Genomic DNA, 21,348 nt, shown 5'->3' on the forward strand with positions numbered 1-21,348 from the left:
TCTTGACCAAAACAACTTCCATCGAATACGCCTGACAGGAGAGGCTACGCTTAGAAATCTCAAGTTTCCATGCCAGAACTTCCTGCCGACTATATTCACGGACGATGGAGCTGAAACTTGGGACAAACTCATCGTTCACTCGCGGAGATATCAGCGTAGACTCGCTTCTGACCGCGTCATTGAAAATCGACACAATATCAGCAGGAATCACAGGCATGATTCTACAGGCATCCGAAGTGAAAATGGGTGTCGGATGCCAGAACACCTCATCGTCAGCCGACACCAGCATAATCAAACCCTATTGGCGGCCGATTGTGGTGACAGACTGCTGTTCAGATCAACCGAGGACTCAACAAGAATACGCCTGCGCAAATCGACTGTCGGAGCGACTCTCCGACGCTACAAAGACGATAAGACAAAACCGCAGCTCGTACTCAACTCGCTACCGACGGTGCCTTCTATGGTGACCGTCTCAACAGGGCGCTACTCGGAAAGTCACTTCTGCTCGTGACCGCCTATCCGTCAGCTGTCACACAAAGGCCACGGCGCTCACCGCTGATTGACTCTCTTTCAGTCGCTAATCCCGACTTGCCACAGGATTCACTAAGAGCGATGGCTCGGGCAATACGCCGGGCAAGAATGAAAACACTCTCTGCAAGCGACAGTGTGGCTGTGGCCGAAGGCGAGGTTATCGACATAAGCGTCGACAATTCGATGCGCCGCCTGTTGCGCCGATGGGATGCAAGAGGCGTTGTTGAATCTGAACGCATGAGAGTCTTTACCCCTTATTTCCCGCTACGCACACCCTTAGCGACCTGAACATCAGGTTCAATTCCGACTCTCTGACCATAACCGACACCCGGTTGCGCACCGGGCATACAAGCCTCGTGATGAACGGCAGCGTAAGCAATATCAAAAAAGCGCTGACATCAATCAACCACCAACAGCCTCTCAGGCTCGATTTCACTCTTGACGGCGATACCATAGAAGTGAATGAAATAGCAGGAGCCGTGTTTGCCGGCGCAGCCTTTGCCGAAAGCGACACAACCGGAATATTCATCGCCCAAGAGTCGGATAATGAAAGAGCCATGCAATCCTCGGTCGAGACAAACGCGTCCGATACGATGGCCACCCTTGTCATCCGTCAAACGTAGAAGCAAATATCAATGTCAAGGCAAACAACATATAGCCTATTCCAACCTGATGTTTCGCGACTTCAAAGGCCGGCTTAATGTCTACAAAGGAGCAATCAATCTCGAACAGCTGACCGCAGCGACAAATGTCGGCGGAATAGACCTAAATGCACTTTATTCCGCTCCGTCGAAAGAGGATGCGTCGTTTGCATTCGGATTGGAATCAAGGATTTCCATATCAAGCAATTCCTTGAACTTGTCCCCGCGATTGACTCGCTTATGCCCCTGCTCTATGGAATCGACGGAATCATCAATGCAACATCGCGCTACAACCCGTATAAGCGACGGCATGAATATCGATATTCCAACATTGAAGGCTGCCTTGAAGCTATCGGGCGACAGCCTTGTGCTGATTGACGAAGCCACATTTAAGAAAATTGGCAAATGGCTTATGTTCAAGCACAAAGAGAAAAACGTCATCGACACAGTATGAATGTCGAGATGATTGTCCAGAACTCTCAGCTTGAGATGTTCCGTTCATATTCGACATTGACCGCTACCGCCTCGGAGTCATGGGTACAAACGACATGGCGATGAATCTCAAATACCACATCGCGGTCCTCAAATCACCCTTCCGTTCAAATTCGGAATAAACATATCAGGCAATGTCGACGATATGAAAATATACGGCTCGGGAAAGCCAAGTTCAACGAAAAAAACATGCCTAAATCAGTTGCCATCGCCGACACGACCCGAATCAATCTCGTCAGGGAAATCGGCAATATCTTCCGCCGTGGAGTGCGCGACGCAAATATCGGAAGCCTTGACTTTTCGGGACTGCCTGACTCCGGCACGGCGGCGACAGTAGCACAACCGACACCATTTCACGCAGAGATTCACTCTATTTCATCCAGGAAGGACTCATAGCGCCACCCGACACCGCGATTCATGCCTCAATTATCCCCGAAACGAAGAAAACAAAAAATAAAAAAGCAAAGAAATGATACCACCCGTTCCATTTTCCAATGAAATCCTACGTTTTCTTGACCGCCATCATTTTGGACGTCTGACTCCCCGCGCGGCTCTGATTGACATGGACGGTACACTATATGACTCGATGCCGAACCACACCAAGGCATGGTACAGGGCTTATGACCGAAGCCGGCGTAGCATGCACGCCCGAGGAATTTTATCTCTACGAGGGACGCACAGGCGCATCGACCATCAACGCTCTGTTTCAAAGAGCATTCGGACGCGAGGCTACAGATGAAGAAATAGAATCGCTCTATAGACTTAAAAACGAATATTTCAGGGAACTCCCGCCTGTAAAACCGATGCCGGGAGCGGCCGACATGCTCAACACCACGCTGAAAGAGACCGGCATACAGCGTGTACTTGTAACCGGGTCTGGACAGCGGTCACTCATAGACCGCATCACGGCTGATTTCCCGGAATCTTCAAATGAAGACAAAATCATAACCTCGCGCGATGTCACTCATGGCAAGCCCCATCCCGAACCGTTCATAAAGGCCATGCAGCTCGCACATGTAAGACCATCGCAGGCCATAGTCATCGAAAACGCACCGCTCGGGGTCGAGGCGGTGACCGCTCAGGAGCTTTTACAATCGGAGTAACCACAGGGCCTATTCCACGCGAAGCACTCGAAGAAGCCGGAGCAGCAATCGTTTTCAGCTCTATGCCTGAATTAGCACGACTTCTCCCCTCTCTGCTGCTGTCCAATACTGACAGTAACAAAAGAAGTTTAGACACCGCCGACTGCAGAGACAGCCTGAATAAAATTTTATCTAGAAAACAGCATCCTCAACAAACTCAACCCTCATACCATCATGCAGAATACTTTACACAAACTCCGTCAGTGAAGCAATCGACCGTCTGGTAACCGAACTCAGCCCTCAAGCGTGCATATAATCACGATACGCATGTCGAACACGAAGTGCTTCCGAGACTCGCACTCAGCTATCCTGTCATAGCCGTCGAACCGGGCGACACTAATAAGAATATTTGATTCGCTTACAAAAATCTGGGCTGGACTCATCAGCCAAGGTGCTACAAGAAAATCACTTGCCATAAACATCGGCGGGTGGCGTAGTGACAGACATGGGCGGATTTGCAGCGGCAACATACAAGAGAGGCATACGTTTCATCAACGTCCCTCACACTCCTTGCGGCAGTCGATGCGGCAGTCGGAGGCAAGACCGGCATCAATTTCGAAGGTCTTTAAAGAGGTGGTGCTTTTGCCCCTGCCGACGCAGTAATCATATCAACCTCCTCTTCTCAACTCTTCCGGCAGAGGAAAATGCTATCGGGATATGCAGAAATGCTGAAACATGGTCTGCTGTCATCCGAAAATGACTACACCGAGCTGCTCGGATTCGATATCCTTGACGCAAATCTCGAACGCCTCCTCCCCCTCCTTGAAAGAGCGTCAAGGTAAAGGAACGTATCGTTGAAGAAGACCCACGTGAAAAAGGAATCAGGCGTGCACTGAATCTCGGACACACGACAGCCTTTCGAATCGCTTGCCATCCACAAAGGCGCTCCGGTTCCTCACGGACATGCCGTGGCCTACGGCATACTTGTCGAAATGATCCTATCCCATTCACTTGAATCATTCCCGTCGGAGGAACTTTACAGATATTCTCGCTATCTCAAGGAGCAGGGCTACGGAACGCCCTCAATCACCTGTGATGACTATGCCAGTCTGATTGAATATATGCGTCACGACAAGAAAAACGACACTTGCGACAGCATAAATTTTACGCTCCTGTCATCGCCCGGTCAGGTTTTGATTGACCGCACAGCGTCAGAAGCGCAAATTCTCGCGGCTTTCGACATATTCCGTGATCTTATGGAATAACCGCGACAGACGGGGAGTTTTTTATCTTAAAGTACGTAACCGATAGTGGCAAAGAGCCGGATATTGTGGGATGTCGGTTTCACAATGCCGTTGCTCTGAGCCACATTGCGGAAACCGAACTGGCTTCTCAGCCCGACCGAAATCTTGTCCATGAATTTTATGCTTGTGGCAAGATGGAGACCCGTATCGAAATTACGATATGAATTCAGGTATGCCTTGTCATTGTCATAGTAATCTGTTTTCAGATTTGTGATGGCCGTCACAAGCTGGCCGAGGTCATTTACAGTGGCATTATATATGGTGGTCTTTTGCGAACCGCTCGTGCCGAAATCAAAATAAAGACCGCCATCGACATTCCATCTGACATTATTGGCCACATTGAAACCGAAGCTCACATAGACAGGGATATTTAAAGATCTGTAGCTGTTTTTGATAAATACATTCGAGACATTAGGCTTTCCGTCGGCTGTGACAGCCATATTAATTTTGCCGGAATTTCTAAGATAGTTAAGCTCGGTTCCAAGTCCGATAAACGATGAAAGATTAAACTTGACGCTCACACCAAGCCCCATGCCAGCTAAGCCCATCGAACTGTTGAGGTCTGTAATCTCACTATATGAATCCATATAATTGTTCGTGCATAACTTCCACCAAGAAGAAGATGCACGTCCGATTCAATAAATTTATCAGCTTTGCCATGAGCGACAAACTGTGCGTTTGACCTGAAAGGCAGCAATAAGAGTATCGGTAATAGCAATATGGATACAAAATCTCTCTTTCTCATAATCTTAATAATATAATGAATTTGGTTTGTTGATAGGAATTGGCAATCTGAAATTATGCGTTTTGGGGAATCAAAATTACATGAATTAACCGTGAAAAGCAAGCATGAAAGATAAATTGAGAAAAATCGTCAAAAAAATTTTGCACAATGAATAATTATTTCTACCTTTGCAGAGTCAAAATAAAAATGAATTACGGCTCCTTAGCTCAACTGAATAGAGCATCTGACTACGGATCAGAAGGTTACAGGTTTGAATCCTGTAGGAGTCACTAAAAATCAGACAGTTACTTGCCTATTGGCAGTGTGACTGTCTTTTTTCTTATATCCACTGTCGATTTCTTCCGTCTCAGTCGATTGCAGCAACCATCTCGCGCTTCAGCTCCGTATCAATTTCGCGATAGCGGGCAAACGCATGACTGCCGGGAGCATGTCCGCTCAGCTCACTGACAAGATTCTGATCCTTGAATTTCTTAAATATGTTGCCGATGAAAGTACGTCGGGCCATGTGTGAACTCGCCACCTCATAGAGTCTGCGGCACACAGCCTCACGCGTGAGAGGATCGATGACCACAACTTTACGAGTGATTCCGGCCAGACGGAGTATATCCTTTATCACACGGTTGTAGCCCATGCGTGAATAGACAGCCGGAAAAAGAGTATCCCTGTCATGGTCTGCATACCGTTCAAGGATTATCTTTGCCGTCCGGTTAAGAGGGACTTTTATTGTCACCGGCCTCCCCTCGCGGGTCTTTCTTGCAACATAATTCAGTTCTCCGTCAACCACATTGCCTGTGGTCAGCAGCATCAGATCCGATACACGGCATCCAACACAACACTGGAATATGAATATGTCGCGCTGAAGAGCGAGGCGCGGATCATAGGAAAAATCATGAAGCTCTACCCTCCTACGCTCATCGAGGGTGAGATAGACAGGTGTGCCGTAGACATTCTGCCGCTCACGAAAGTGTCAAACGGATTGCTGGGAATCCTCCTCGTCTTCACACCCCATGTCATCACGGCCTTCAGAAGTTTCATGCGGTCGTTTATCGTATTGGGCCCTTTGGGTCGCGTCCTCCCTTCAAGTCCGGCTCCTTGGCTAATCTGCGGATATTTCCTCACCATCAGATGTTCCTTTCGCATGAACTTCTCGATATCCCGCAGACACGACTCGTTCATCCTGCCTGACATCAGTCTGAAACGCGGAAACTTAATCCGGCGATGGGCTTCGTAGCGAGCAAGCGACCTGCGCATAAGCGCATAAGCCTCCGCCCGGCTCTCTGACGCATCCATTACCGACGTGATTTCCATATATGCGTCAATAAGCCCAAGGACTTCCGTGCGCTCCTCCTCAAGACGCGGAATTTCATCGGCATGAAAACGCTCAATGGTTTCCGCAAGCCATCCGGCCTCTACCGTCCGGCGACGCATCATGCAAAAACTGTCCTCGATGTAAGCCTTTAACCTCGCAAGCGAATCGACCGTCACCCTGTAGTCGGCAACATCGCCTGGCCTCACACCATCGTCGGGCAATTTCAACACATAGTCCGACGATTCATTTCCGCCATCATCGGCAAAACTTTCCTCACGACAAAAATCGGTTTTATCCAAAGATTAGTACACGACTGCTGATCAATCTTTCCATGGCGGAAACGCAGGGATATTTCAACATTTCCGCGGCTGTTCATCTTCTTGCAAATGTAAAGTTTAAACGTCATCACCAGTTGGAATTAAAGTTTTATTATTGATTATGAATTGGTATGTACTTCCGGTTTGCTATACCACAATAACTGAATGTGTAAAAAACGGTCTTTTACGAAAAATACCACCGATATAATTCTAAGACGAAGATACCACTCCGAAAGTTACACCCGACGCTCCACTTTCCGCTCCGCATCCCCCATGTTTCCACTTGATTCACACGTCTTATCCCCGTCATTCGTCAGTGAAAAAGCCTGTACACAGTCATATCAGCCAATATAAAACCACTCATCTTAAACCAGTTACACCTATCACAATTAATCATCATTCACACCTGTTACTTAACTACTAGGTATGAAAAGCTGTTTCTACTACTTGCGGCACTCATCACCACGTTTGCGGTAATGGCTCAGAACCAGACCGTTAACGGCACGGTGACAAGCGCCGACGGCGAGCCTCTAATCGGCGCGACCGTATTGGGAGTCGGTACTCAGATGGGTACGGCGACAGACGTCGACGGAAACTTTTACCCTGACCCTTCCGGCCACTGTCAAAAAACTTCAGGTGTCATACGTCGGAATGACCACCAAGGACGTGAACATCACCCCCGGACAGAAAATGAACATCGTCCTCGACGGAACAAACATGCTCGACGAAGTAATCACCGTTGCCTACGGTACGGCAAAACGTTCGTCGTTCACAGGCTCGGCTTCAGTGCTTGACGCTTCGGAAATCGAGCAGGTTCAGGTGACGAACCCGGTAGACGCGCTTAAAGGTAAGGTTTCCGGTGTCCAGATCAACTCTAATTCAGGCGCACCCGGCAACTCTTCACCCTCTGTGCTCATCCGCGGTATATCTTCAATCAATGCAGAGACATCACCCCTCATCGTCCTTGACGGTACTCCATACGACGGAGGTCTTGACAACATCTCTACTCAGGACATCGAGTCTATGACAGTCCTTAAGGACGCCGCATCAAACGCACTCTACGGTGCTCGTGGTGCTAATGGTGTCATCCTTATCACTACCAAACGCGGTAAGCAGGGAAATGCCCGTGTGACCCTCGATGCAAAATGGGGCCAGAATTCACGCGCCGTGCAGGATTACGATGTAATTACCTCTCCCGCTCTCTATTACGAGACATTCGGCCGTGCAGTCGGCAACTATGCAATGAACGTAGGTGGATACGACGAGGCAAAAGCTCTCGCATATGCCAACAGCAATCTCATCACAATGCTCGGATATAATGTCTACACTATTCCCGAAGGTGAGAATATGCTTGTTGACGGTTTCAAGCTTAATCCCAATGCGACTCTCGGCAATATCTATACAGCTCAAAGCGGAGAACAGTATTTGCTCACTCCCGACAGCTGGAGCGACGCTGCCTATAAGAACGCTCTCCGTCAGGAATATAACCTTAGCGTATCGCAGGGCTCTGACAAGGGTTCTTTCTACGCATCGGCAAGCTACCTTAACAACGAAGGTATCACTGTCAACTCTGGCTACGAGCGTTTCACCGGCCGTCTTGCTGCCGACACTCAGGCCAAGGACTGGCTCAAAGTCGGAGCTAACATGAGCTACACCCACTATGAATCAAAGTTCAACGGAGATGACGGCAGCTCGTCTTCTTCGGGCAATATATTTGCCGTGAACAACGTACTTGCCCCTATCTATCCTCTCTACGTGCGTGACGCACAGGGCAACATCCTTAAGGACATCAACGGCAACACTATGTATGACTACGGTGACGGAATGGGACTCGGACTTCCCTCTCGTCCTGTTTTCTCTCAGGCCAACCCGCTGTCACAGAACATCCTCGATGTCCGCAAATATGACGGCAATGCCATGACTGCCACCGGTTATGCCGAAATCCGTTTCCTCCGTGACTTCAAGTTCACCACCAACAACACTGTCAACCTCTATGAGCAGCGTCAGACCAGCGTGACCAACCCGTTCTTCGGACAGTACGCATCATCAAACGGTATCGTAAATAAATATTCTACCCGTCGTATCGACTACACTTACCAGCAGTTGCTCAACTGGGCACGTCAGTTCGGCGAACACAACGTCAACGTGCTTCTCGGTCACGAAAACTACTGGAACAAATACTCTTATATGTATGCTTCACGCTCCAACATGCTTCTTCCCTCTAATGAAGAACTTGACGGCGCTGTAATTGAAAACGGAAGCTCTTCTTATCAGACTGACTACAACAACGAAGGCTGGTTCGGCCGTGTGAACTACGACTACGACAGCAAGTACTTCGGTAGCGTGTCGCTCCGTCGTGACGCATCTTCTCGCTTCGATCCCGAACACCGCTGGGGTACATTCTGGTCAGCATCGGCAGCATGGATCATAAACAAGGAAGCGTTCTTCCAGGCTCCTTGGGTCGACATGTTGAAACTCAAGGTTTCTTATGGCGAACAGGGTAACGACAACATCGGTAACTTCCGTTATGTGAACACATATACCATCGTGAACTCAGGCGGTCAGGCTGCAGCTCAGCCCAACACTCTCGGAAACAAGAATATCACTTGGGAAAAGGGTGGCAACCTCAACTACGGTGTTGACTTCAGCTTCTTCAACGAACGTCTCTCAGGTACAGTCGAAGGATTCTACCGCAAGACATCCGACATGCTCTTCTTGTTCCCGCTCCCCCCGAGCTACGGCTACACCTCTTATTATGACAATATCGGTGACATGACCAACACCGGTTTCGAACTTGACCTCCGCGGCGACATCATCCGTACACGTAACTTCACTTGGTCTGCCAACCTCAACTTCACATTCTATAAGAATAAGATTACCCGTCTGCCCGAAGAGCGCAAAACCATGACTGTCGACGGTGTTGACGGCTATAGCTCTGACAGCTATTTCTACGGTGAAGGTGAGTCGCTCTATACATTCCGCATCAAGAAATTTGCCGGAATCGACAAGGAAACCGGTGAGTCAATGTGGTACATGAACGAACGTGACGCAGACAACAAGCTTACCGGCAACATAGTCACAACCAAGACCTATGGCAACGCCGATTTCTATCTTTGCGGGACAGCGCTTCCCGATGCTTACGGCGGTTTCGGCACATCGTTCAACACTTACGGATTTGACTTTGCCATTGACTTCACTTATCAGCTCGGCGGTCAGGTATATGACGGTACTTATGCCGGCCTTATGGCAAGTCCTTATGGCTCGTCACGTGGCCGCGCAATGCACAAAGACCTCTTGAACGCATGGACTCCTGAAAACAAGAACTCAAGCATTCCACAGATGGTCTACAATGACCAGTATGTCGCTTCGACTTCCGACCGCTTCCTCACCAGCGCATCCTACCTCGCACTTCAGAACATCAATTTCGGCTACACACTTCCCAGCAAGGCAACAAAGAAGATTGACGTAGAGAAAATTCGTTTCTATCTCTCGTGTGACAACGTAGCTATCTGGTCAAAGCGCAAGGGTCTCGATCCCCGTCAGTCAATCACCGGTTCTGTGACCAACGCATACTATGCGCCTATCCGTACTATCTCCGGTGGCATTAATATTTCATTCTAATCAGCAGACAACAAGAAATGAAAGCTATATTTAAATCAACACTCCTTCTTGCTGTAGCTTCGAGCCTCACATTCTCGTCATGTATAGAAGAGGTTTATCCTACAAGCAATGTTACACAGGATCAGCTTGAGTCTTCAGTAAAGGCAGGCGAGGCTATGATGTATGCCATGTCAGGTTTCATGGTAAACTGGAACACCACAGGAGCCGACTGGCACGGCGATTTCGGTTATTCATCAATGATGCACATCCGCGACTGCATGACAGGCGACATGTCTGTTCTTGCATCGGTCTCAACTAACAACCAGTGAGCAACTATACCCAGATCGTTTATCTCGGTCAGAACTATGCTTCGGTTCAGCGTATCTGGAACTACTATACTCAGCAGGTGCTCGCCTGCAACAAGGCTCTCGGCATCTATCATGCCGACGTTGAGGATGACTACAGCAAGGGTGCGCGTGCGACAGCACTCACATTCCGTGCGATGACTTATCTCGACATGGCCCGCTGGTATGAGTTCCTTCCCAACAACAACACTTCGGCAGTCAATATCGACGGTAATGATGTCACCAACCTCACAGTGCCTATCGTGACTGAAAACACTACCGAAGAAGAAGCCCGCAACAATCCCCGTGCCACACGTCAGGAAATGTTCGACTTCCTCCTTGCAGACCTTCTGTATGCCGAGCAATACATCAGCAACGTAAGCTATGGCACTCGTCTGCTTCCGGACCTCGGTTGCGTCTATGGCCTTCTTGCCCGTCTCTACACTTGGGTAGAGGATTATCCTAAGGCTGCGGAATATGCCGACAAGGCCATCAAGGCAAGTGGCTGCACGCCTCTTACACAGGATGCGTGGACCAATCCGAAATCTGGTTTCAACTCTATGGACAATTCGTCATGGATGTGGGGTCTGAAGTTCGAGAAGGAAAACGATGCTGTTGGCACAGGTATCTGTAACTGGACCTCGATGATGAGCCCTGAGGCAGAGTATGGATATGCAGCTGTCGGCGCTTGTCCGATTATTGATGCCAACATGTATGCCCGCATTTCTGATACCGACTTCCGTAAACTTTCATGGATTACTCCCGGCGTGACCAGCCTCGTTAATGATTTCCCCTTGATCAATGAGGAGGACCGTGGTTACTATGTCAACTATTTCCCCTATGGAACTATCAAGTTCCGTCCGGGTGCAGGTAATGGAACTGATCCGAACGAAGGTTCAGCAACTGCAGTGCCTGTGATGCGTGTTGAAGAAATGTGGTTTATCTACATTGAAGCGCTCGCACACACCAATCCCGCACAAGGCAAGCAGGAACTTGAGAAATTCATGCAGACTTATCGCGATCCCAACTACACTTGCTCAGCGTCGTCACTCGACGAAGTCGTAGAGGAAATCGTATTCCAGAAGCGAGTAGAGCTTTGGGGCGAAGGTCAGGCTCTCTGGGACATCAAGCGTCTCAACTATTCTGTAGTCCGTGACTACGAGGGTACAAACTTCTATGAGGATTCTCGCAAAAATACCGTCGGCCGTCCTGCATGGATGAACATGGTAATCGTTCAGACCGAAGGCAACAACAACCAAGCTGTCGCTAAGTGGAACAACCCTGATATCCCCGACAACTATTAATGTGTCCCTAAAACGATGAATGTCGGTGAGACATTCATTCAAATAACAGCGGAGATGGCAGTCAGCCATCTCCGCTTCTTTTCAACGTATAATAAGTGTAATACCGACAATTCCGGTATTTCTTAATCGAATCAACGGCATCCGGCAATCCGGATGCCGTTGATTCGGTTTCTTATTTTGACGCAAACTCTACTATTCCTCTGATTCGGGATCGTTCCGGCGGGTAAGAAGAAATGTCTTGCCGTTGTAATGGAAATCGAGTATACCCATCGAGTGCAGACGGATTACGGTGTCTTCGGCCGAAGCACGCGACACGTGAGCCGAGAGCATGAAATCCTCGACCGCCACAGGGCCATCGTCGAGCATGTCGACAAGCGATTTTTCAGCCGTGGAGAATGAAATGACGCATCCTTCGGAATTTGCCGAAGCCACCCATGCACGCACCATCAGTTCCGGTGCAAGGATGTTTTCGTCCTTGACGCGGTAGTAGGCACGACGCGAGCCGTCGGCTTCAAGCACCACCACGGGCCGGACAGGCGAACGGTCAATTTCGATGCGCAGCACGGTCTTGTCGCCTTCGGTGCGGAAAGCTGTGACACGTATTTCCTGCGACGGGCGACAATACATCTCGGCAGCCTGCTCGATGACGTAGATATCCTCCTCGTTGCGGACTCCGGCAATCACACCGTTGTCCTTGACTCCGACAAGCAACCGGCCTCCGCCGTTGTTGGCGAAAGCCGAGATGCTGCGCGCTATTTTACGCGCATCGGATATGGCGAATTTAAAGTCCTGATGTTCGTGCTCACCTTCCTCGATGAGCGACGCTATGTAGAATTTACCTCGTATGCCTTTGAGATCTTTCATGGATATGGGGAAACGGGGGGACGTGGCCTCTGACCACGTGTGACAAAAATAGAAGCGAAGGCCGATAACGGTCTTTTAATGGCGGTTGTTTTTATTGCGGATAGACAAGATTTTCCGGCCTGATGTCGGCAAGGACCTCTTTGGAGATAGCGCCGGGCATCCTTCCGGGCCTGTTCGAGATCCATGAACGACCAGTTGCCGCAGTCACGTGGGCTTGCTCCGGGGACTTCACCCTCAAAACGAGCCACAAAATCCATCGTATCCCTGAGGAGGTCTACCACATCGGCGCTTTCAAGCTCACCTTGGACTATCAGATAGTTGCCTGTGCAGCAACCCATAGGCCCCCAGTAGACAATGCGGTCTTTCCATTGAGGATTGTTGCGCAGATATGTGGCCGCAAGGTGTTCAAGCGCATGTAGCGATTCAGGGGTGAGCGCCGGCTGGCGGTTTGGCTCTGTCATGCGCACGTCGAATGTAGTTATGACATCGCCCGAGGGAGTCGTGTCGCGTCGTGAGACGTAAATGCCTCTAAGCAGACGGTTGTGGTCAATTGTGAAACTCGGTATTTTATTCATCGAAACGGTGGGTTAATTCATAATGCACAATTCATAATATCTATCCGGTGGATTATCTGCCGTGCATTATAAAATCAGGGATTATGCGTTGAAAATGATTTCTTTTACTATTTCAAATGTTTTCTGTGGAGCTTCGTTCCAGAAGTCGTCATACTGGCGGGAGTTGTCGTGGGAACACCAAGGAGTGTCGCTGATGACTCGCAGACACATGAACGGGACACCGCGCTGCTCGCACACCTGAGCGATAGCGGCCGACTCCATGTCGACGGCCATAACGTCGGGGAAATGTCCGCGGATGGAGTCGATTTCATCTTTTGAAGATATAAAAAGCTCACCTGAAGCGATCAATCCAAGTTTAACATTTTCGTTCTCTCTGATTTGAGGCAGCCGTGCGGGGAAATATAGCGGGCATCCGGGGACATGTCCCCATTCCTCGCCGATACACCAGAAATCGTGGTGCACAAGACGGTCGGCAAGGACAATATCCATCACGGCCACTTCGTCGCCGGCTCCGGCCGCTACGCCTGTGTTGATGACGAGTTCGGGGCAGAAGGCATCGATGAGGCTCACCGCTCCGATAGCCGCGTTTACCTTGCCGATGCCACACTGCATCACAGCCACTTCGTTTTCGCCTATATGTCCGCAGTGGTAAGTGACTGTCCCGCGGACCTCGGTGGATGAATCGGAGAGAAGAGGAAGTATCAGGGCCAGCTCCTTCTGCATGGCCACAATTATGCCAATTTTCATAATCAGGTGGATATGATATGTGAGATTATAATTTTATAGTTTATACCGGGTTGTCAGGCTGTCCCGGAACATGCGTCTGTCGCTGACATGGCAGGCACGGTGAAGGCGGAAAGCTCCCAGAGAAGATACAAGGGGAGAAAGACCACCATAAGCGTGAACGGTCACCGCTCGGAGTGATGGCGGCGGCGGCGACAAGCAGCGCCACAATCGCATGGCGGCGGTAACGGCTGAAGAAGGCACGCGAGAGGAAACCGGTCTTGCCGATGAGCCATGTCACCAGCGGAAGCTCGAACACTATGCCCATGACAAGGATAAGCATGAGGAAGTTGTCCATATACGAATCAAGAGAAATCTGATTTGGAATCAGGGTGCTCAGCTGGTAATCGGCAAGGAAGCGAAGTGTGAGCGGGAAGACTATGAAATAGCCCGTGGCGACTCCGAGAAAAAACATCATGTTGCCGAAAATGAATGCCGTGCGCATCCCGCGCTTCTCCTCCTCGTAAAGTCCCGGAGCAACGAAGCCCCAGAGCAGATAGACACAGAAGGGGAATCCCAACACTACGGCAAGCCAGAACGACGTGGACATGTGGATGAAAAACTGCGATGCAAGCCGGATGTTTATCAGTTCGATATCATGACTGCCGGTGGCTGAGTCCGGGAGGAGTGTCGAGCCGGGCAGTTCGGCAAGCCATCGGTAGAGTATGAAATCAGACTTGCACGGAGCAAGAATCACAGAATCAAAGATGTGGGGCATTGCGGCGAAAAGCACGCATGTCAACACGACAAGAAGCCCCGTCACACGGAGCAAGACTCCGCGCAGAGCTTCAGCGTGATCCCAAAATCCCATCTCGGAATTCACTTCCGGTCAGCTTCGTTTTTGGTTTGAGTATTGTCAGAGGCAGAATCTGCCGACGACGGTTTCGCATCGGGAGTTTCCTTTATCTGGTCGACGGCTTCGTTCATGCCCTGTTTGAACATACTGATGCCTTTGCCCATGCTGCGGGCAAGTTCGGGGATACGTTTCGCTCCGAAAAGCAGGATGATAGCGAAAAAGATTATGATGAGTTCGCCTGTGCCGAAATTTAGAAAGCAAGGTATCATAGTGGTTAATAAAAAATTAAGATTACAGTCAGGATTGTGTGGACTGTCTGCGATAATGCAAAGTTACGTAATTTTTTATTGATGAAACGAGTAAACGCTGCGCCGCATTGCGGAGAGTGATGTTAAAAATGGTTTTTGAACCTTAAAATCTTATCGGAAAAACGTAACTTTGCACCTCCAACAGATTATATACCAATTCATTTATGAAAGCATTTGTATTTCCCGGTCAGGGAGCCCAGTTCGTCGGAATGGGCAAAGACCTCTACGACAACAATGAAGTGGCAAAGGAAATGTTTGAGAAAGCAAATGAAATTCTCGGTTTCCGCATCACTGACCTTATGTTTGAAGGCACAGACGAAGACCTTCGTCAGACCAAGGTTACACAGCCTGCAATTTTTCTCCACTCTGTGATACTCGCCAAGACAATGGGCGAAGAATTTGCCCCCTCGATGGTGGCAGGTCACTCGCTCGGCGAATTCTCTGCACTTGTCGCTGCCGGAGCGCTCAGCTTCGAAGACGGCCTCCGTCTCGTGTCGGCCCGCGCACAGGCCATGCAGAAGGCTTGCGAACTCAAGCCCTCGACGATGGCTGCCGTTATCGCACTTCCCGACGAAAAGGTTGAAGAAATCTGCGCCGAGATTCCCGGTGTGGTTGTCTGCGCCAACTACAACTGCCCTGGCCAGCTCGTAATTTCAGGCGAAGAAGAAGCTATCGACGCTGCATGTGTCAAGCTCAAGGAAGCCGGAGCAAAGCGCGCGATGCGACTCAAGGTAGGCGGTGCGTTCCACTCTCCCTGCATGGAGCCTGCACGCGCCGAGCTTGCAGAAGCAATCGAAAAGACAGAGGTCCACACTCCCGTTGTGCCTGTTTACCAGAACGTCGATGCCAGGCCTCACACCGATCCCGCTGAAATCAAGGCTAACCTCGTGGCTCAGCTCACCGCACCCGTGCGCTGGACTCAGAGCGTGCAGAACATGATTGCCGACGGAGCTGACGAGTTTATCGAACTCGGCCCGGGCAAGGTGCTTCAGGGTCTTGTCAACAAGATCAACCGCGAAGTAGCCACCTCAGGCCGTCAGTAAGAACCACGCGACGGAGAAGACGCGTCTGCGTGTGAACCTCACATAAGCGCGAAACGTTTATCATAATGAAAAAAAACGCACAAACTATTTATATTATGATAACGCCACGCCAGAATGCAGGCTACACCACCGCTGTCATCACAGCGCGTCCGCGAAGAGAGAGCCAGCTCAGATTCAGGCCCCTTACGCTTTCGGATGTCGATAAACTCCGTCCGTTTTTCTCACAGGCATGTTGCCGAACGTGTGATTTCACTGTCGGCGGTATGTTCATGTGGACTGATTATTTCGATTACACATACTGTATCTTCAACGACACACTCTTTATTAAGGGAGTGACCGAAGACGATGTAACACGACCGGCTTTTTCAATCCCCGTCGGCAAGATGGGGATTGAGGAGTCGGTCAATATTTTGCTCGAACACTGCCGTCGCGAAGGCTGCGAGCTAATCTTTTCGGCTGTGCCTGAGGCTTATGTCGCACCGCTTCAGGCACTCGGCGCAAAGTCGGTAGAGAAGCTTGAAGGCTGGAGCGACTATCTGTATGACGCGCAAGCTCTTGCCACTCTGAGTGGCAAGAAGCTTAACAAGAAGCGTAACCATGTCAACCGTTTCGAGGCCGAGAATCCCGGCTATACATTCGAGCCGTTGACTCCAGATCTGCTTCCCGCTGTGAGAGAGTTTTTCAACGCGACACATCTTCCGTTGTCAAAACCGGCGTTGGCCGACATCGAGCGTGCGCAGGTGATGCACGTGCTTGACAATCTGGATGCCTACGGATTCGAGGGCGCTGTGCTTTCGACACCCAGCGACGGAATCGTGGCTTTCACCCTCGGGGAAGTGAAGGGCGACACGCTCTATACACATATTGAGAAAATGAACCACGAGGTTGTCGGCGCGGGTGAGACTGTCAACAAGCTGTTTGCCGCTATGATGACCGAACGCCAGCCGGGACTCATATACATCAACCGAGAGGAAGATGTCGGCGACCCGGGACTGCGCCACGCCAAGGAATCCTATCACCCGAGCGAACTTCTTGACAAATACAACGTCACCTTCTGAAAAATATCCCGGATACAGATATCCGGCAATCATAAAAATAACAGCTTCCATGTATGCTGTGGCAGACCGCTGATGTCCGCACAGACAAGGACGCTGTTATTTTTGTGATTTCTTAATTTTTGTAGACTGCGTTTTCCCACATTCCCCTCCGAAATGCTTAACTTTGTGGCCACTAATAGCGTCAATTGGAAAAATGGTCAATTATTATCACCACAACGAGCCTTTCGCGCTCGAACTCGGAGGTCAGCTCGATGAACTTCGTATCGCATATCACACATACGGCACTCTCAACGATGATAAAAGCAACGTCGTCTGGGTATGCCATGCCCTGACCGCAAACAGCGATGTTCAGGACTGGTGGCCTCATACGGTCGAGGAGGGTAAATTCCTTGATCCGGCACACAACTTTGTGGTCTGTGCCAATATTCTCGGGTCGCCTTACGGGACAACATCCCACTGCACACCAATCCGGCGACGGGACATCCATATTTCAAGGATTCCCGAAATATACAATCCGTGACATCGTGAACGCCCACTGCATTCTCGCCGATGCACTCGGAATCGGCCATATCGACACACTTGTCGGATGTTCGGTCGGCGGATTCCAAGCTATCGAATGGGCGGTCATGCAACCTGAGCGTTTCGACAGACTTGTACTGATGGCCACTGATGCCGTAGCCACGCCGTGGACAATCGCCATTGACGAAACGATGCGCATGTGTATCGAGGCCGACCATACCTTCGGCGAGCCGTCGGCCGACGCAGGGCGGAAAGGACTTGCCGCTGCGCGTGCAATCGGCCTGTTGAGCTACCGTGGCTACTACGGCTACAACCTCACCCAACGCGACAAAGAGGAACTCCCCGAAGTGCACCGCGCGTCGAGCTATCAGCAATATCAGGGCGAAAAGCTCTGCCGGAGATTCGATGCCTACTCCTACTATTCCATCCTCAATGCTTTCGACACCCACGATGTGGGCCGAGGCCGAGGCGGTCTTGACGAAGCTCTCAAATGCATCAAGGCGCGCACTCTCGTGATCGGGCTGGAAACCGACATTGTGTTTCCGCCACGCGAGATGCAGGAACTATGTTCGAAAATCCCGGGGGCGGTCTATGGCGAAATACATTCACCTTTCGGCCACGACGGCTTCCTTGTGGAATACAATCAGCTCAACAATCTCCTCCTTCCCTTCATGCGCATGAAATAGGGATTTCCCCTCCAAAGGACAAACGACATATATCAGATTTTTTCAGCGTATATGACACAAACCACCAAAGGATATATCCTCGGCTGTGGCTGCGGTGAGCTACGGCACAAACCCTCTGTTTGCCGTCCCCCTCTATGAACTGGGGATGGACGTATCGTCAGTGCTGTTTTACCGCTACGTGTTTGCGGCGATGATACTCGGCGCAATCATGTGGATGCGCGGCGACAGTTTCCGCCTCGAACGGCGAGATTTGCCGCTTATGGTCATACTGGGTATATTTTTTGCGCTTTCATCGGTGTTGCTCTTCGAAGCCTATAATTATATGGACGTAGGACTTGCGTCGACGCTGCTGTTTGTCGAACCGGTGTTCATAGCCTTGATCCTATGGCTCTTTTATCGCGAAGGATTTCACTGTGGACCATTATCTTCGATAGCCATCTGCCTGGCTGGAGTCGCTTTTCTCTGTAATCGGGCAAGGGGCACATGTGACGGCAACAGGAATCACCCTCGTCATATTCTCCGCGCTTTGCCTATGGACTCTACATGGTGCTCATCAACAAGAGCCGCATCCGCCATCTCTCCGGGTCGACGCTGAACATTTTATTCGCTGATGTTCGGACTGATAGTCTTTGCCGCACGTACGGATTTCTTCAACGGCTGTGCAGCCTGTCCTGCCGGATGGCTGCCGTGGGCCTGTATAATAGGCATATCTGTCATACCGACCATCGTGTCGCTGATGACGGTTGCCATCTCAATACAGTGCATAGGCTCTGTGCCCGTTGCCATACTCGGTGCTCTTGAAACCCATAACAGGCATCATGTCGGAGTTCTTATGTTTGGCGAAGTCCTCACCGTCCGCGCCATAATCGGCATCGTCCTTATATCTGCGCCGTCATGACACTCGTCCTTACCAAAGGGAAATCTGACGCAGACTGAATAAAATCTGAAGACAACAAATGCGGACGATTGGCAATGATCGGCCGCATTCATTTGGATATATCTGACGATTTTGCATTTATCGCAGTAGAATCTTATGCGAATGAGCTGAAAAAACAAACGGATGCGTCAGTCGGCACATCCGTTTGTTTTTTGGTGAATAAATTCAATTATTCGAGGCTTGTAAGGTCAATGCAGAAAGCTCCGCTTTGGTTAGCATAGTAACCGTCGGCGTTATCAAAATTGCAAGACCTTTAACAGGCCATGTAATCTTGCCGTCGGGAGTGTCCCGAATGCCTGAAGACCGATTGTCATCACTCCATAGCCCATATCAACGCAGTGGTGAAACCTGCATTGGGGTTGTCGCCAAAGAATAACTTTGAAGGATCGGTTGCATTGACAACAACGTAGTTCTCGCTGAGCTTGCAGTAGTTTTTGAACGGAGAAGCTGCGCATCCGTAGGGATTTACGAGACGATAGAGACCGGCAGTATTAGTGTTCCTGAATCTCGACAGACCATGTGAAACAGGATTGCTGAATAGCGGACCGCACATGTCGTCAGTATACTGGCAGTTTCCGATGGTAATCCATTCCTCTCCGTCAGCAAATGTGAACGCACCTCCCAAGCGTTGAGGATATAGGGGGATGTGAATTCCTCATCTATGGTGAGACTCAGGTTATAGGTGGTGAAGTTTTCCATCGCGTCGACAAGCGGAGTAATCGAAACGGGGTGGAAGTAGCACCGTTTGCAAATGTCACGCTTGCAGGGACAGAGAACTTGTCGGTATCACCTGCAGCAACAACTGGCACTGTAAGCTCACCATCGCTGTCAGTCGGTAGAGGGTGATTACTGTGCGCCAGACTGTGCGTCCATGGTGAAGGTTACCTCTTCCTCAGAAGAGAAATATACTCCGGGGTGTTGACTTCGGGAGCAGGTGTGTAGTCGACTTCATCAGTACATGCTGTAAACGACATGGCTGCAATCAGTCCGATTGCTGAAAATAATTTATATAGTTTCATTGTTCTACCTGTTAATTAGCGGGTTTAAATTTATCTCCGACACCGGGATTGCAGAAACCTTCCACCCCTTGTTGAAGTTGCTTCATAGTCGACGAAAGGCAGTTCATCCAGCGGGACGGCCGTTGTATTATATTGTGCGGCGGCAGGCCAGTTAGACCGTCGTAGCCACGGGTCACAACTCTTGTTGAGACGCTTGAAATCATAGAAGATTACGTTCTCGCCCACCAGAACTCGATACGTTTTCTGCTTGAAACATTCGTCAATGACGCCTTCAGTGTCGCTTGCGAGACAGGCGTATGTCGGATAGCGATAGGTTCATGAAGTTTTCAAGGAGTTCTTTACCCTGAGCAGGGTTGCTGTGAGCCACAGCCTCGGCTTCAATAAGATACATTTCCTCAATACGCATGAGCGGCAAGCTACAGCAAATGTTGTCGCACGCTGGTCGACCACACCGTTGCCGGGACGGAACTTGATACCTGCATATCCATGAGCGACGCTCCCTTGCTTGCCGAGATATAGGGTTCAAGACCTGAAAGTGCGCTGCCTGCAGGCGCTTTCACGATAGTTTGCGCCAGTCGGCATTGTCGATTGATGCGTAGAGCGCGGCATCAATCATCATATTTGTGCCATACTGTCCATTGTAACCGAGATTTGATTCCGCCATCATGAAGCTGCCCCAGTTGGCTGACTGACCATTAGTTACAGGCTCGTCATTGCTTTCATATACTGGATGGCCCACATCCAAGAGTTGAAATTAGAGCTGTTGAATCCATTTGTCTTGTCAAAACATTCGTTTTGGGGTCAGAGGGGCATAGCCTGTGCCTGTCGAAATAGCCTTGGCGGGCATATTCGGCTGCTGCTTGGGATAGTTCTCGTCCCACATGTAGACACGAGCCATAAGACCATAGACTACAGCGAGATCAGGAAATACCTTTGATTCGCGTGCTGAATTTGTGGATTGGAAAAGTTCTTCGGACGTTGTCAGGTCGGCGAGCAGTTTCTCTCCGACATTTGCGCGTGAGGAAAGACGGGGATTGTTGCTCAGCTCTTCGCTTGTCATGTCCGGAGTGACATAAGGGACGGTCAGTCCG

The 21,348-nt window shown here is 50.0% G+C and carries 29 protein-coding genes, 1 tRNA gene and 4 pseudogenes; 19 read left to right on the forward strand and 15 right to left on the reverse strand.

Going from position 1 to position 21,348, the window contains the following annotated elements:
- The 6 genes from E7747_RS16715 to E7747_RS16235 form a co-directional block, all read left to right on the forward strand.
- On the forward strand, nucleotides 1–511 hold a 511-nt coding region (locus E7747_RS16715; RefSeq protein WP_168185393.1), incomplete at its 5' end, for a hypothetical protein.
- A gap of 128 nt (nucleotides 512–639) precedes the next feature.
- Nucleotides 640–819 (forward strand): hypothetical protein, encoded by a 180-nt coding sequence (locus tag E7747_RS16215; protein WP_136417205.1) that lies wholly within the window; start codon nucleotides 640–642, stop codon nucleotides 817–819.
- 71 nt (nucleotides 820–890) lie between these two features.
- Entirely contained in the window at nucleotides 891–1,154 is a 264-nt protein-coding gene (locus E7747_RS16220; protein ID WP_136417207.1) for a hypothetical protein, read from the forward strand.
- Nucleotides 1,135–1,626, forward strand: coding sequence for a hypothetical protein (locus tag E7747_RS16225; protein ID WP_136417208.1), 492 nt, complete (start codon nucleotides 1,135–1,137; stop codon nucleotides 1,624–1,626). Before E7747_RS16220 ends, E7747_RS16225 begins: the two co-directional genes overlap by 20 nt.
- A 227-nt stretch (nucleotides 1,627–1,853) precedes the next feature.
- The gene (locus E7747_RS16230) at nucleotides 1,854–2,060 is read left to right on the forward strand and encodes a hypothetical protein (protein ID WP_136417210.1); all 207 of its coding nucleotides are present in this window, start codon (nucleotides 1,854–1,856) and stop codon (nucleotides 2,058–2,060) included.
- A gap of 182 nt (nucleotides 2,061–2,242) precedes the next feature.
- Entirely contained in the window at nucleotides 2,243–2,767 is a 525-nt protein-coding gene (locus E7747_RS16235) for an HAD family hydrolase (RefSeq protein ID WP_228449351.1), read from the forward strand.
- A gap of 272 nt (nucleotides 2,768–3,039) precedes the next feature.
- Here the strand turns inward: E7747_RS16235 and E7747_RS16240 are convergent, their stop codons facing one another.
- Nucleotides 3,040–3,222: a hypothetical protein gene (locus E7747_RS16240; protein WP_136417212.1), complete on the reverse strand. Its 183-nt coding sequence runs from the start codon at nucleotides 3,220–3,222 to the stop codon at nucleotides 3,040–3,042.
- Nucleotides 3,223–3,261: 39 nt separating this feature from the next.
- Between E7747_RS16240 and E7747_RS17560 the strand changes: the two genes are divergently transcribed.
- The 4 genes from E7747_RS17560 (at nucleotide 3,262) to E7747_RS16255 (ending at nucleotide 4,011) form a co-directional block, all read left to right on the forward strand.
- A complete protein-coding gene (locus tag E7747_RS17560; protein WP_228449352.1) occupies nucleotides 3,262–3,375 on the forward strand; it encodes a dehydroquinate synthase/iron-containing alcohol dehydrogenase family protein in 114 nt (37 codons plus the stop codon).
- 75 nt (nucleotides 3,376–3,450) lie between these two features.
- Nucleotides 3,451–3,588: a 3-dehydroquinate synthase gene (locus E7747_RS16720; protein ID WP_168185392.1), complete on the forward strand. Its 138-nt coding sequence runs from the start codon at nucleotides 3,451–3,453 to the stop codon at nucleotides 3,586–3,588.
- An 8-nt stretch (nucleotides 3,589–3,596) separates the two neighbouring features.
- Complete coding sequence (locus E7747_RS17565; RefSeq protein ID WP_136417233.1) at nucleotides 3,597–3,761, forward strand: 3-dehydroquinate synthase; 165 nt, start codon at nucleotides 3,597–3,599, stop codon at nucleotides 3,759–3,761.
- A complete protein-coding gene (locus E7747_RS16255) occupies nucleotides 3,715–4,011 on the forward strand; it encodes a 3-dehydroquinate synthase (RefSeq protein ID WP_168185394.1) in 297 nt (98 codons plus the stop codon). Before E7747_RS17565 ends, E7747_RS16255 begins: the two co-directional genes overlap by 47 nt.
- A gap of 26 nt (nucleotides 4,012–4,037) precedes the next feature.
- Here E7747_RS16255 and E7747_RS16260 read toward each other — a convergent pair whose 3' ends face one another.
- Nucleotides 4,038–4,637, reverse strand: coding sequence for a porin family protein (locus E7747_RS16260; protein WP_136417218.1), 600 nt, complete (start codon nucleotides 4,635–4,637; stop codon nucleotides 4,038–4,040).
- A gap of 353 nt (nucleotides 4,638–4,990) precedes the next feature.
- On the opposite strand from E7747_RS16260, the gene E7747_RS16265 reads away from it, so the two are divergent.
- Nucleotides 4,991–5,064 (forward strand) — tRNA-Arg (locus E7747_RS16265).
- 77 nt (nucleotides 5,065–5,141) lie between these two features.
- Here the strand turns inward: E7747_RS16265 and E7747_RS16270 are convergent.
- Both E7747_RS16270 and E7747_RS16275 read right to left on the reverse strand, forming a co-directional pair.
- On the reverse strand, nucleotides 5,142–5,645 hold the full coding sequence (locus E7747_RS16270; RefSeq protein ID WP_136417220.1) for a tyrosine-type recombinase/integrase: 504 nt from the start codon (nucleotides 5,643–5,645) through the stop codon (nucleotides 5,142–5,144).
- 47 nt (nucleotides 5,646–5,692) lie between these two features.
- Nucleotides 5,693–6,403, reverse strand: a complete 711-nt coding sequence (locus E7747_RS16275; RefSeq protein WP_136417222.1) for a hypothetical protein — start codon at nucleotides 6,401–6,403, stop codon at nucleotides 5,693–5,695.
- Nucleotides 6,404–7,072: 669 nt separating this feature from the next.
- On the opposite strand from E7747_RS16275, the gene E7747_RS16280 reads away from it, so the two are divergent.
- The 3 genes from E7747_RS16280 to E7747_RS16285 are packed head-to-tail and all read left to right on the forward strand — an operon-like array spanning nucleotide 7,073 to nucleotide 11,669.
- A complete protein-coding gene (locus tag E7747_RS16280; RefSeq protein WP_262710076.1) occupies nucleotides 7,073–10,042 on the forward strand; it encodes a SusC/RagA family TonB-linked outer membrane protein in 2,970 nt (989 codons plus the stop codon).
- Between the two features lie 17 nt (nucleotides 10,043–10,059).
- Nucleotides 10,060–10,350: a hypothetical protein gene (locus E7747_RS17170; protein ID WP_228449353.1), complete on the forward strand. Its 291-nt coding sequence runs from the start codon at nucleotides 10,060–10,062 to the stop codon at nucleotides 10,348–10,350.
- Nucleotides 10,347–11,669 carry a RagB/SusD family nutrient uptake outer membrane protein gene (locus tag E7747_RS16285; protein ID WP_228449354.1) on the forward strand — a complete coding sequence of 441 codons (1,323 nt, stop codon included), beginning with the start codon at nucleotides 10,347–10,349 and terminating at the stop codon, nucleotides 11,667–11,669. Before E7747_RS17170 ends, E7747_RS16285 begins: the two co-directional genes overlap by 4 nt.
- 192 nt (nucleotides 11,670–11,861) lie before the next feature.
- On the opposite strand, the gene E7747_RS16290 is transcribed toward E7747_RS16285, so the two are convergent.
- The 5 genes and pseudogenes from E7747_RS16290 to E7747_RS16310 all read right to left on the reverse strand — a co-directional run bounded on the left by E7747_RS16290 (nucleotide 11,862) and on the right by E7747_RS16310 (nucleotide 14,956).
- On the reverse strand, nucleotides 11,862–12,533 hold the full coding sequence (locus E7747_RS16290; protein ID WP_123614326.1) for an AlbA family DNA-binding domain-containing protein: 672 nt from the start codon (nucleotides 12,531–12,533) through the stop codon (nucleotides 11,862–11,864).
- Nucleotides 12,534–12,624: 91 nt separating this feature from the next.
- Nucleotides 12,625–13,108, reverse strand: a pseudogene (locus E7747_RS16295) (S-ribosylhomocysteine lyase).
- An 81-nt stretch (nucleotides 13,109–13,189) separates the two neighbouring features.
- A complete protein-coding gene (locus E7747_RS16300) occupies nucleotides 13,190–13,855 on the reverse strand; it encodes a 5'-methylthioadenosine/adenosylhomocysteine nucleosidase (RefSeq protein WP_136415670.1) in 666 nt (221 codons plus the stop codon).
- A 53-nt stretch (nucleotides 13,856–13,908) separates the two neighbouring features.
- Nucleotides 13,909–14,702, reverse strand: a pseudogene (tatC, locus tag E7747_RS16305) (twin-arginine translocase subunit TatC).
- 8 nt (nucleotides 14,703–14,710) lie between these two features.
- Complete coding sequence (locus E7747_RS16310) at nucleotides 14,711–14,956, reverse strand: Sec-independent protein translocase subunit TatA/TatB (protein WP_123614329.1); 246 nt, start codon at nucleotides 14,954–14,956, stop codon at nucleotides 14,711–14,713.
- A 203-nt stretch (nucleotides 14,957–15,159) separates the two neighbouring features.
- On the opposite strand from E7747_RS16310, the gene fabD reads away from it, so the two are divergent.
- The 5 genes and pseudogenes from fabD to E7747_RS16335 all read left to right on the forward strand — a co-directional run bounded on the left by fabD (nucleotide 15,160) and on the right by E7747_RS16335 (nucleotide 19,199).
- Nucleotides 15,160–16,038, forward strand: a complete 879-nt coding sequence (gene fabD, locus E7747_RS16315) for an ACP S-malonyltransferase (RefSeq protein ID WP_136415674.1) — start codon at nucleotides 15,160–15,162, stop codon at nucleotides 16,036–16,038.
- 95 nt (nucleotides 16,039–16,133) lie between these two features.
- Complete coding sequence (locus E7747_RS16320) at nucleotides 16,134–17,096, forward strand: DUF2156 domain-containing protein (RefSeq protein ID WP_168185302.1); 963 nt, start codon at nucleotides 16,134–16,136, stop codon at nucleotides 17,094–17,096.
- Nucleotides 17,097–17,289: 193 nt separating this feature from the next.
- Nucleotides 17,290–18,301, forward strand: a pseudogene (locus E7747_RS16325) (homoserine O-acetyltransferase family protein).
- 85 nt (nucleotides 18,302–18,386) lie between these two features.
- On the forward strand, nucleotides 18,387–18,896 hold the full coding sequence (locus tag E7747_RS16330; protein ID WP_228449355.1) for a DMT family transporter: 510 nt from the start codon (nucleotides 18,387–18,389) through the stop codon (nucleotides 18,894–18,896).
- 15 nt (nucleotides 18,897–18,911) lie between these two features.
- On the forward strand, nucleotides 18,912–19,199 hold the full coding sequence (locus E7747_RS16335; RefSeq protein ID WP_136417226.1) for a hypothetical protein: 288 nt from the start codon (nucleotides 18,912–18,914) through the stop codon (nucleotides 19,197–19,199).
- Nucleotides 19,200–19,551: 352 nt separating this feature from the next.
- Here E7747_RS16335 and E7747_RS16340 read toward each other — a convergent pair whose 3' ends face one another.
- The 6 genes and pseudogenes from E7747_RS16340 to E7747_RS16350 form a co-directional block, all read right to left on the reverse strand.
- Nucleotides 19,552–19,863: a hypothetical protein gene (locus tag E7747_RS16340; RefSeq protein ID WP_136417227.1), complete on the reverse strand. Its 312-nt coding sequence runs from the start codon at nucleotides 19,861–19,863 to the stop codon at nucleotides 19,552–19,554.
- Between the two features lie 256 nt (nucleotides 19,864–20,119).
- Nucleotides 20,120–20,257 (reverse strand): hypothetical protein, encoded by a 138-nt coding sequence (locus E7747_RS16725; RefSeq protein ID WP_168185396.1) that lies wholly within the window; start codon nucleotides 20,255–20,257, stop codon nucleotides 20,120–20,122.
- 271 nt (nucleotides 20,258–20,528) lie between these two features.
- The gene (locus tag E7747_RS17325) at nucleotides 20,529–20,663 is read right to left on the reverse strand and encodes a hypothetical protein (protein ID WP_262710078.1); all 135 of its coding nucleotides are present in this window, start codon (nucleotides 20,661–20,663) and stop codon (nucleotides 20,529–20,531) included.
- A 10-nt stretch (nucleotides 20,664–20,673) separates the two neighbouring features.
- A complete protein-coding gene (locus E7747_RS16730) occupies nucleotides 20,674–20,817 on the reverse strand; it encodes a hypothetical protein (RefSeq protein WP_168185397.1) in 144 nt (47 codons plus the stop codon).
- On the reverse strand, nucleotides 20,814–20,996 hold the full coding sequence (locus E7747_RS16345) for a hypothetical protein (protein ID WP_136417229.1): 183 nt from the start codon (nucleotides 20,994–20,996) through the stop codon (nucleotides 20,814–20,816). The genes E7747_RS16730 and E7747_RS16345 overlap by 4 nt, the downstream gene beginning before the upstream one ends.
- A gap of 42 nt (nucleotides 20,997–21,038) precedes the next feature.
- Nucleotides 21,039–21,348: pseudogene (locus tag E7747_RS16350) on the reverse strand (hypothetical protein); the annotation flags it as partial.

This window comes from Duncaniella dubosii (assembly GCF_004803915.1).
GTDB classification, from domain to species: domain Bacteria; phylum Bacteroidota; class Bacteroidia; order Bacteroidales; family Muribaculaceae; genus Duncaniella; species Duncaniella dubosii.

Excerpts from the sequence above, each read along its gene's own strand:
- E7747_RS16260 (WP_136417218.1), bottom strand. The coding sequence starts at position 4,637 with ATGGATTCATATAGTGAGATTACAGACCTCAACAGTTCGATGGGCTTA.
- E7747_RS16310 (WP_123614329.1), bottom strand. The coding sequence starts at position 14,956 with ATGATACCTTGCTTTCTAAATTTCGGCACAGGCGAACTCATCATAATC.
- E7747_RS16235 (WP_228449351.1), top strand. The coding sequence starts at position 2,243 with ATGACTCGATGCCGAACCACACCAAGGCATGGTACAGGGCTTATGACC.
- E7747_RS17325 (WP_262710078.1), bottom strand. The coding sequence starts at position 20,663 with ATGCGTATTGAGGAAATGTATCTTATTGAAGCCGAGGCTGTGGCTCAC.
- fabD (WP_136415674.1), top strand. The coding sequence starts at position 15,160 with ATGAAAGCATTTGTATTTCCCGGTCAGGGAGCCCAGTTCGTCGGAATG.
- E7747_RS16220 (WP_136417207.1), top strand. The coding sequence starts at position 891 with ATGAACGGCAGCGTAAGCAATATCAAAAAAGCGCTGACATCAATCAAC.
- E7747_RS16300 (WP_136415670.1), bottom strand. The coding sequence starts at position 13,855 with ATGAAAATTGGCATAATTGTGGCCATGCAGAAGGAGCTGGCCCTGATA.
- E7747_RS17170 (WP_228449353.1), top strand. The coding sequence starts at position 10,060 with ATGAAAGCTATATTTAAATCAACACTCCTTCTTGCTGTAGCTTCGAGC.
- E7747_RS16240 (WP_136417212.1), bottom strand. The coding sequence starts at position 3,222 with ATGGCAAGTGATTTTCTTGTAGCACCTTGGCTGATGAGTCCAGCCCAG.
- E7747_RS16335 (WP_136417226.1), top strand. The coding sequence starts at position 18,912 with ATGTTCGGACTGATAGTCTTTGCCGCACGTACGGATTTCTTCAACGGC.
- E7747_RS16230 (WP_136417210.1), top strand. The coding sequence starts at position 1,854 with ATGCCTAAATCAGTTGCCATCGCCGACACGACCCGAATCAATCTCGTC.
- E7747_RS16720 (WP_168185392.1), top strand. The coding sequence starts at position 3,451 with ATGCTATCGGGATATGCAGAAATGCTGAAACATGGTCTGCTGTCATCC.
- E7747_RS16290 (WP_123614326.1), bottom strand. The coding sequence starts at position 12,533 with ATGAAAGATCTCAAAGGCATACGAGGTAAATTCTACATAGCGTCGCTC.
- E7747_RS16280 (WP_262710076.1), top strand. The coding sequence starts at position 7,073 with ATGACCACCAAGGACGTGAACATCACCCCCGGACAGAAAATGAACATC.
- E7747_RS16725 (WP_168185396.1), bottom strand. The coding sequence starts at position 20,257 with ATGAAACTATATAAATTATTTTCAGCAATCGGACTGATTGCAGCCATG.
- E7747_RS16215 (WP_136417205.1), top strand. The coding sequence starts at position 640 with ATGAAAACACTCTCTGCAAGCGACAGTGTGGCTGTGGCCGAAGGCGAG.
- E7747_RS16320 (WP_168185302.1), top strand. The coding sequence starts at position 16,134 with ATGATAACGCCACGCCAGAATGCAGGCTACACCACCGCTGTCATCACA.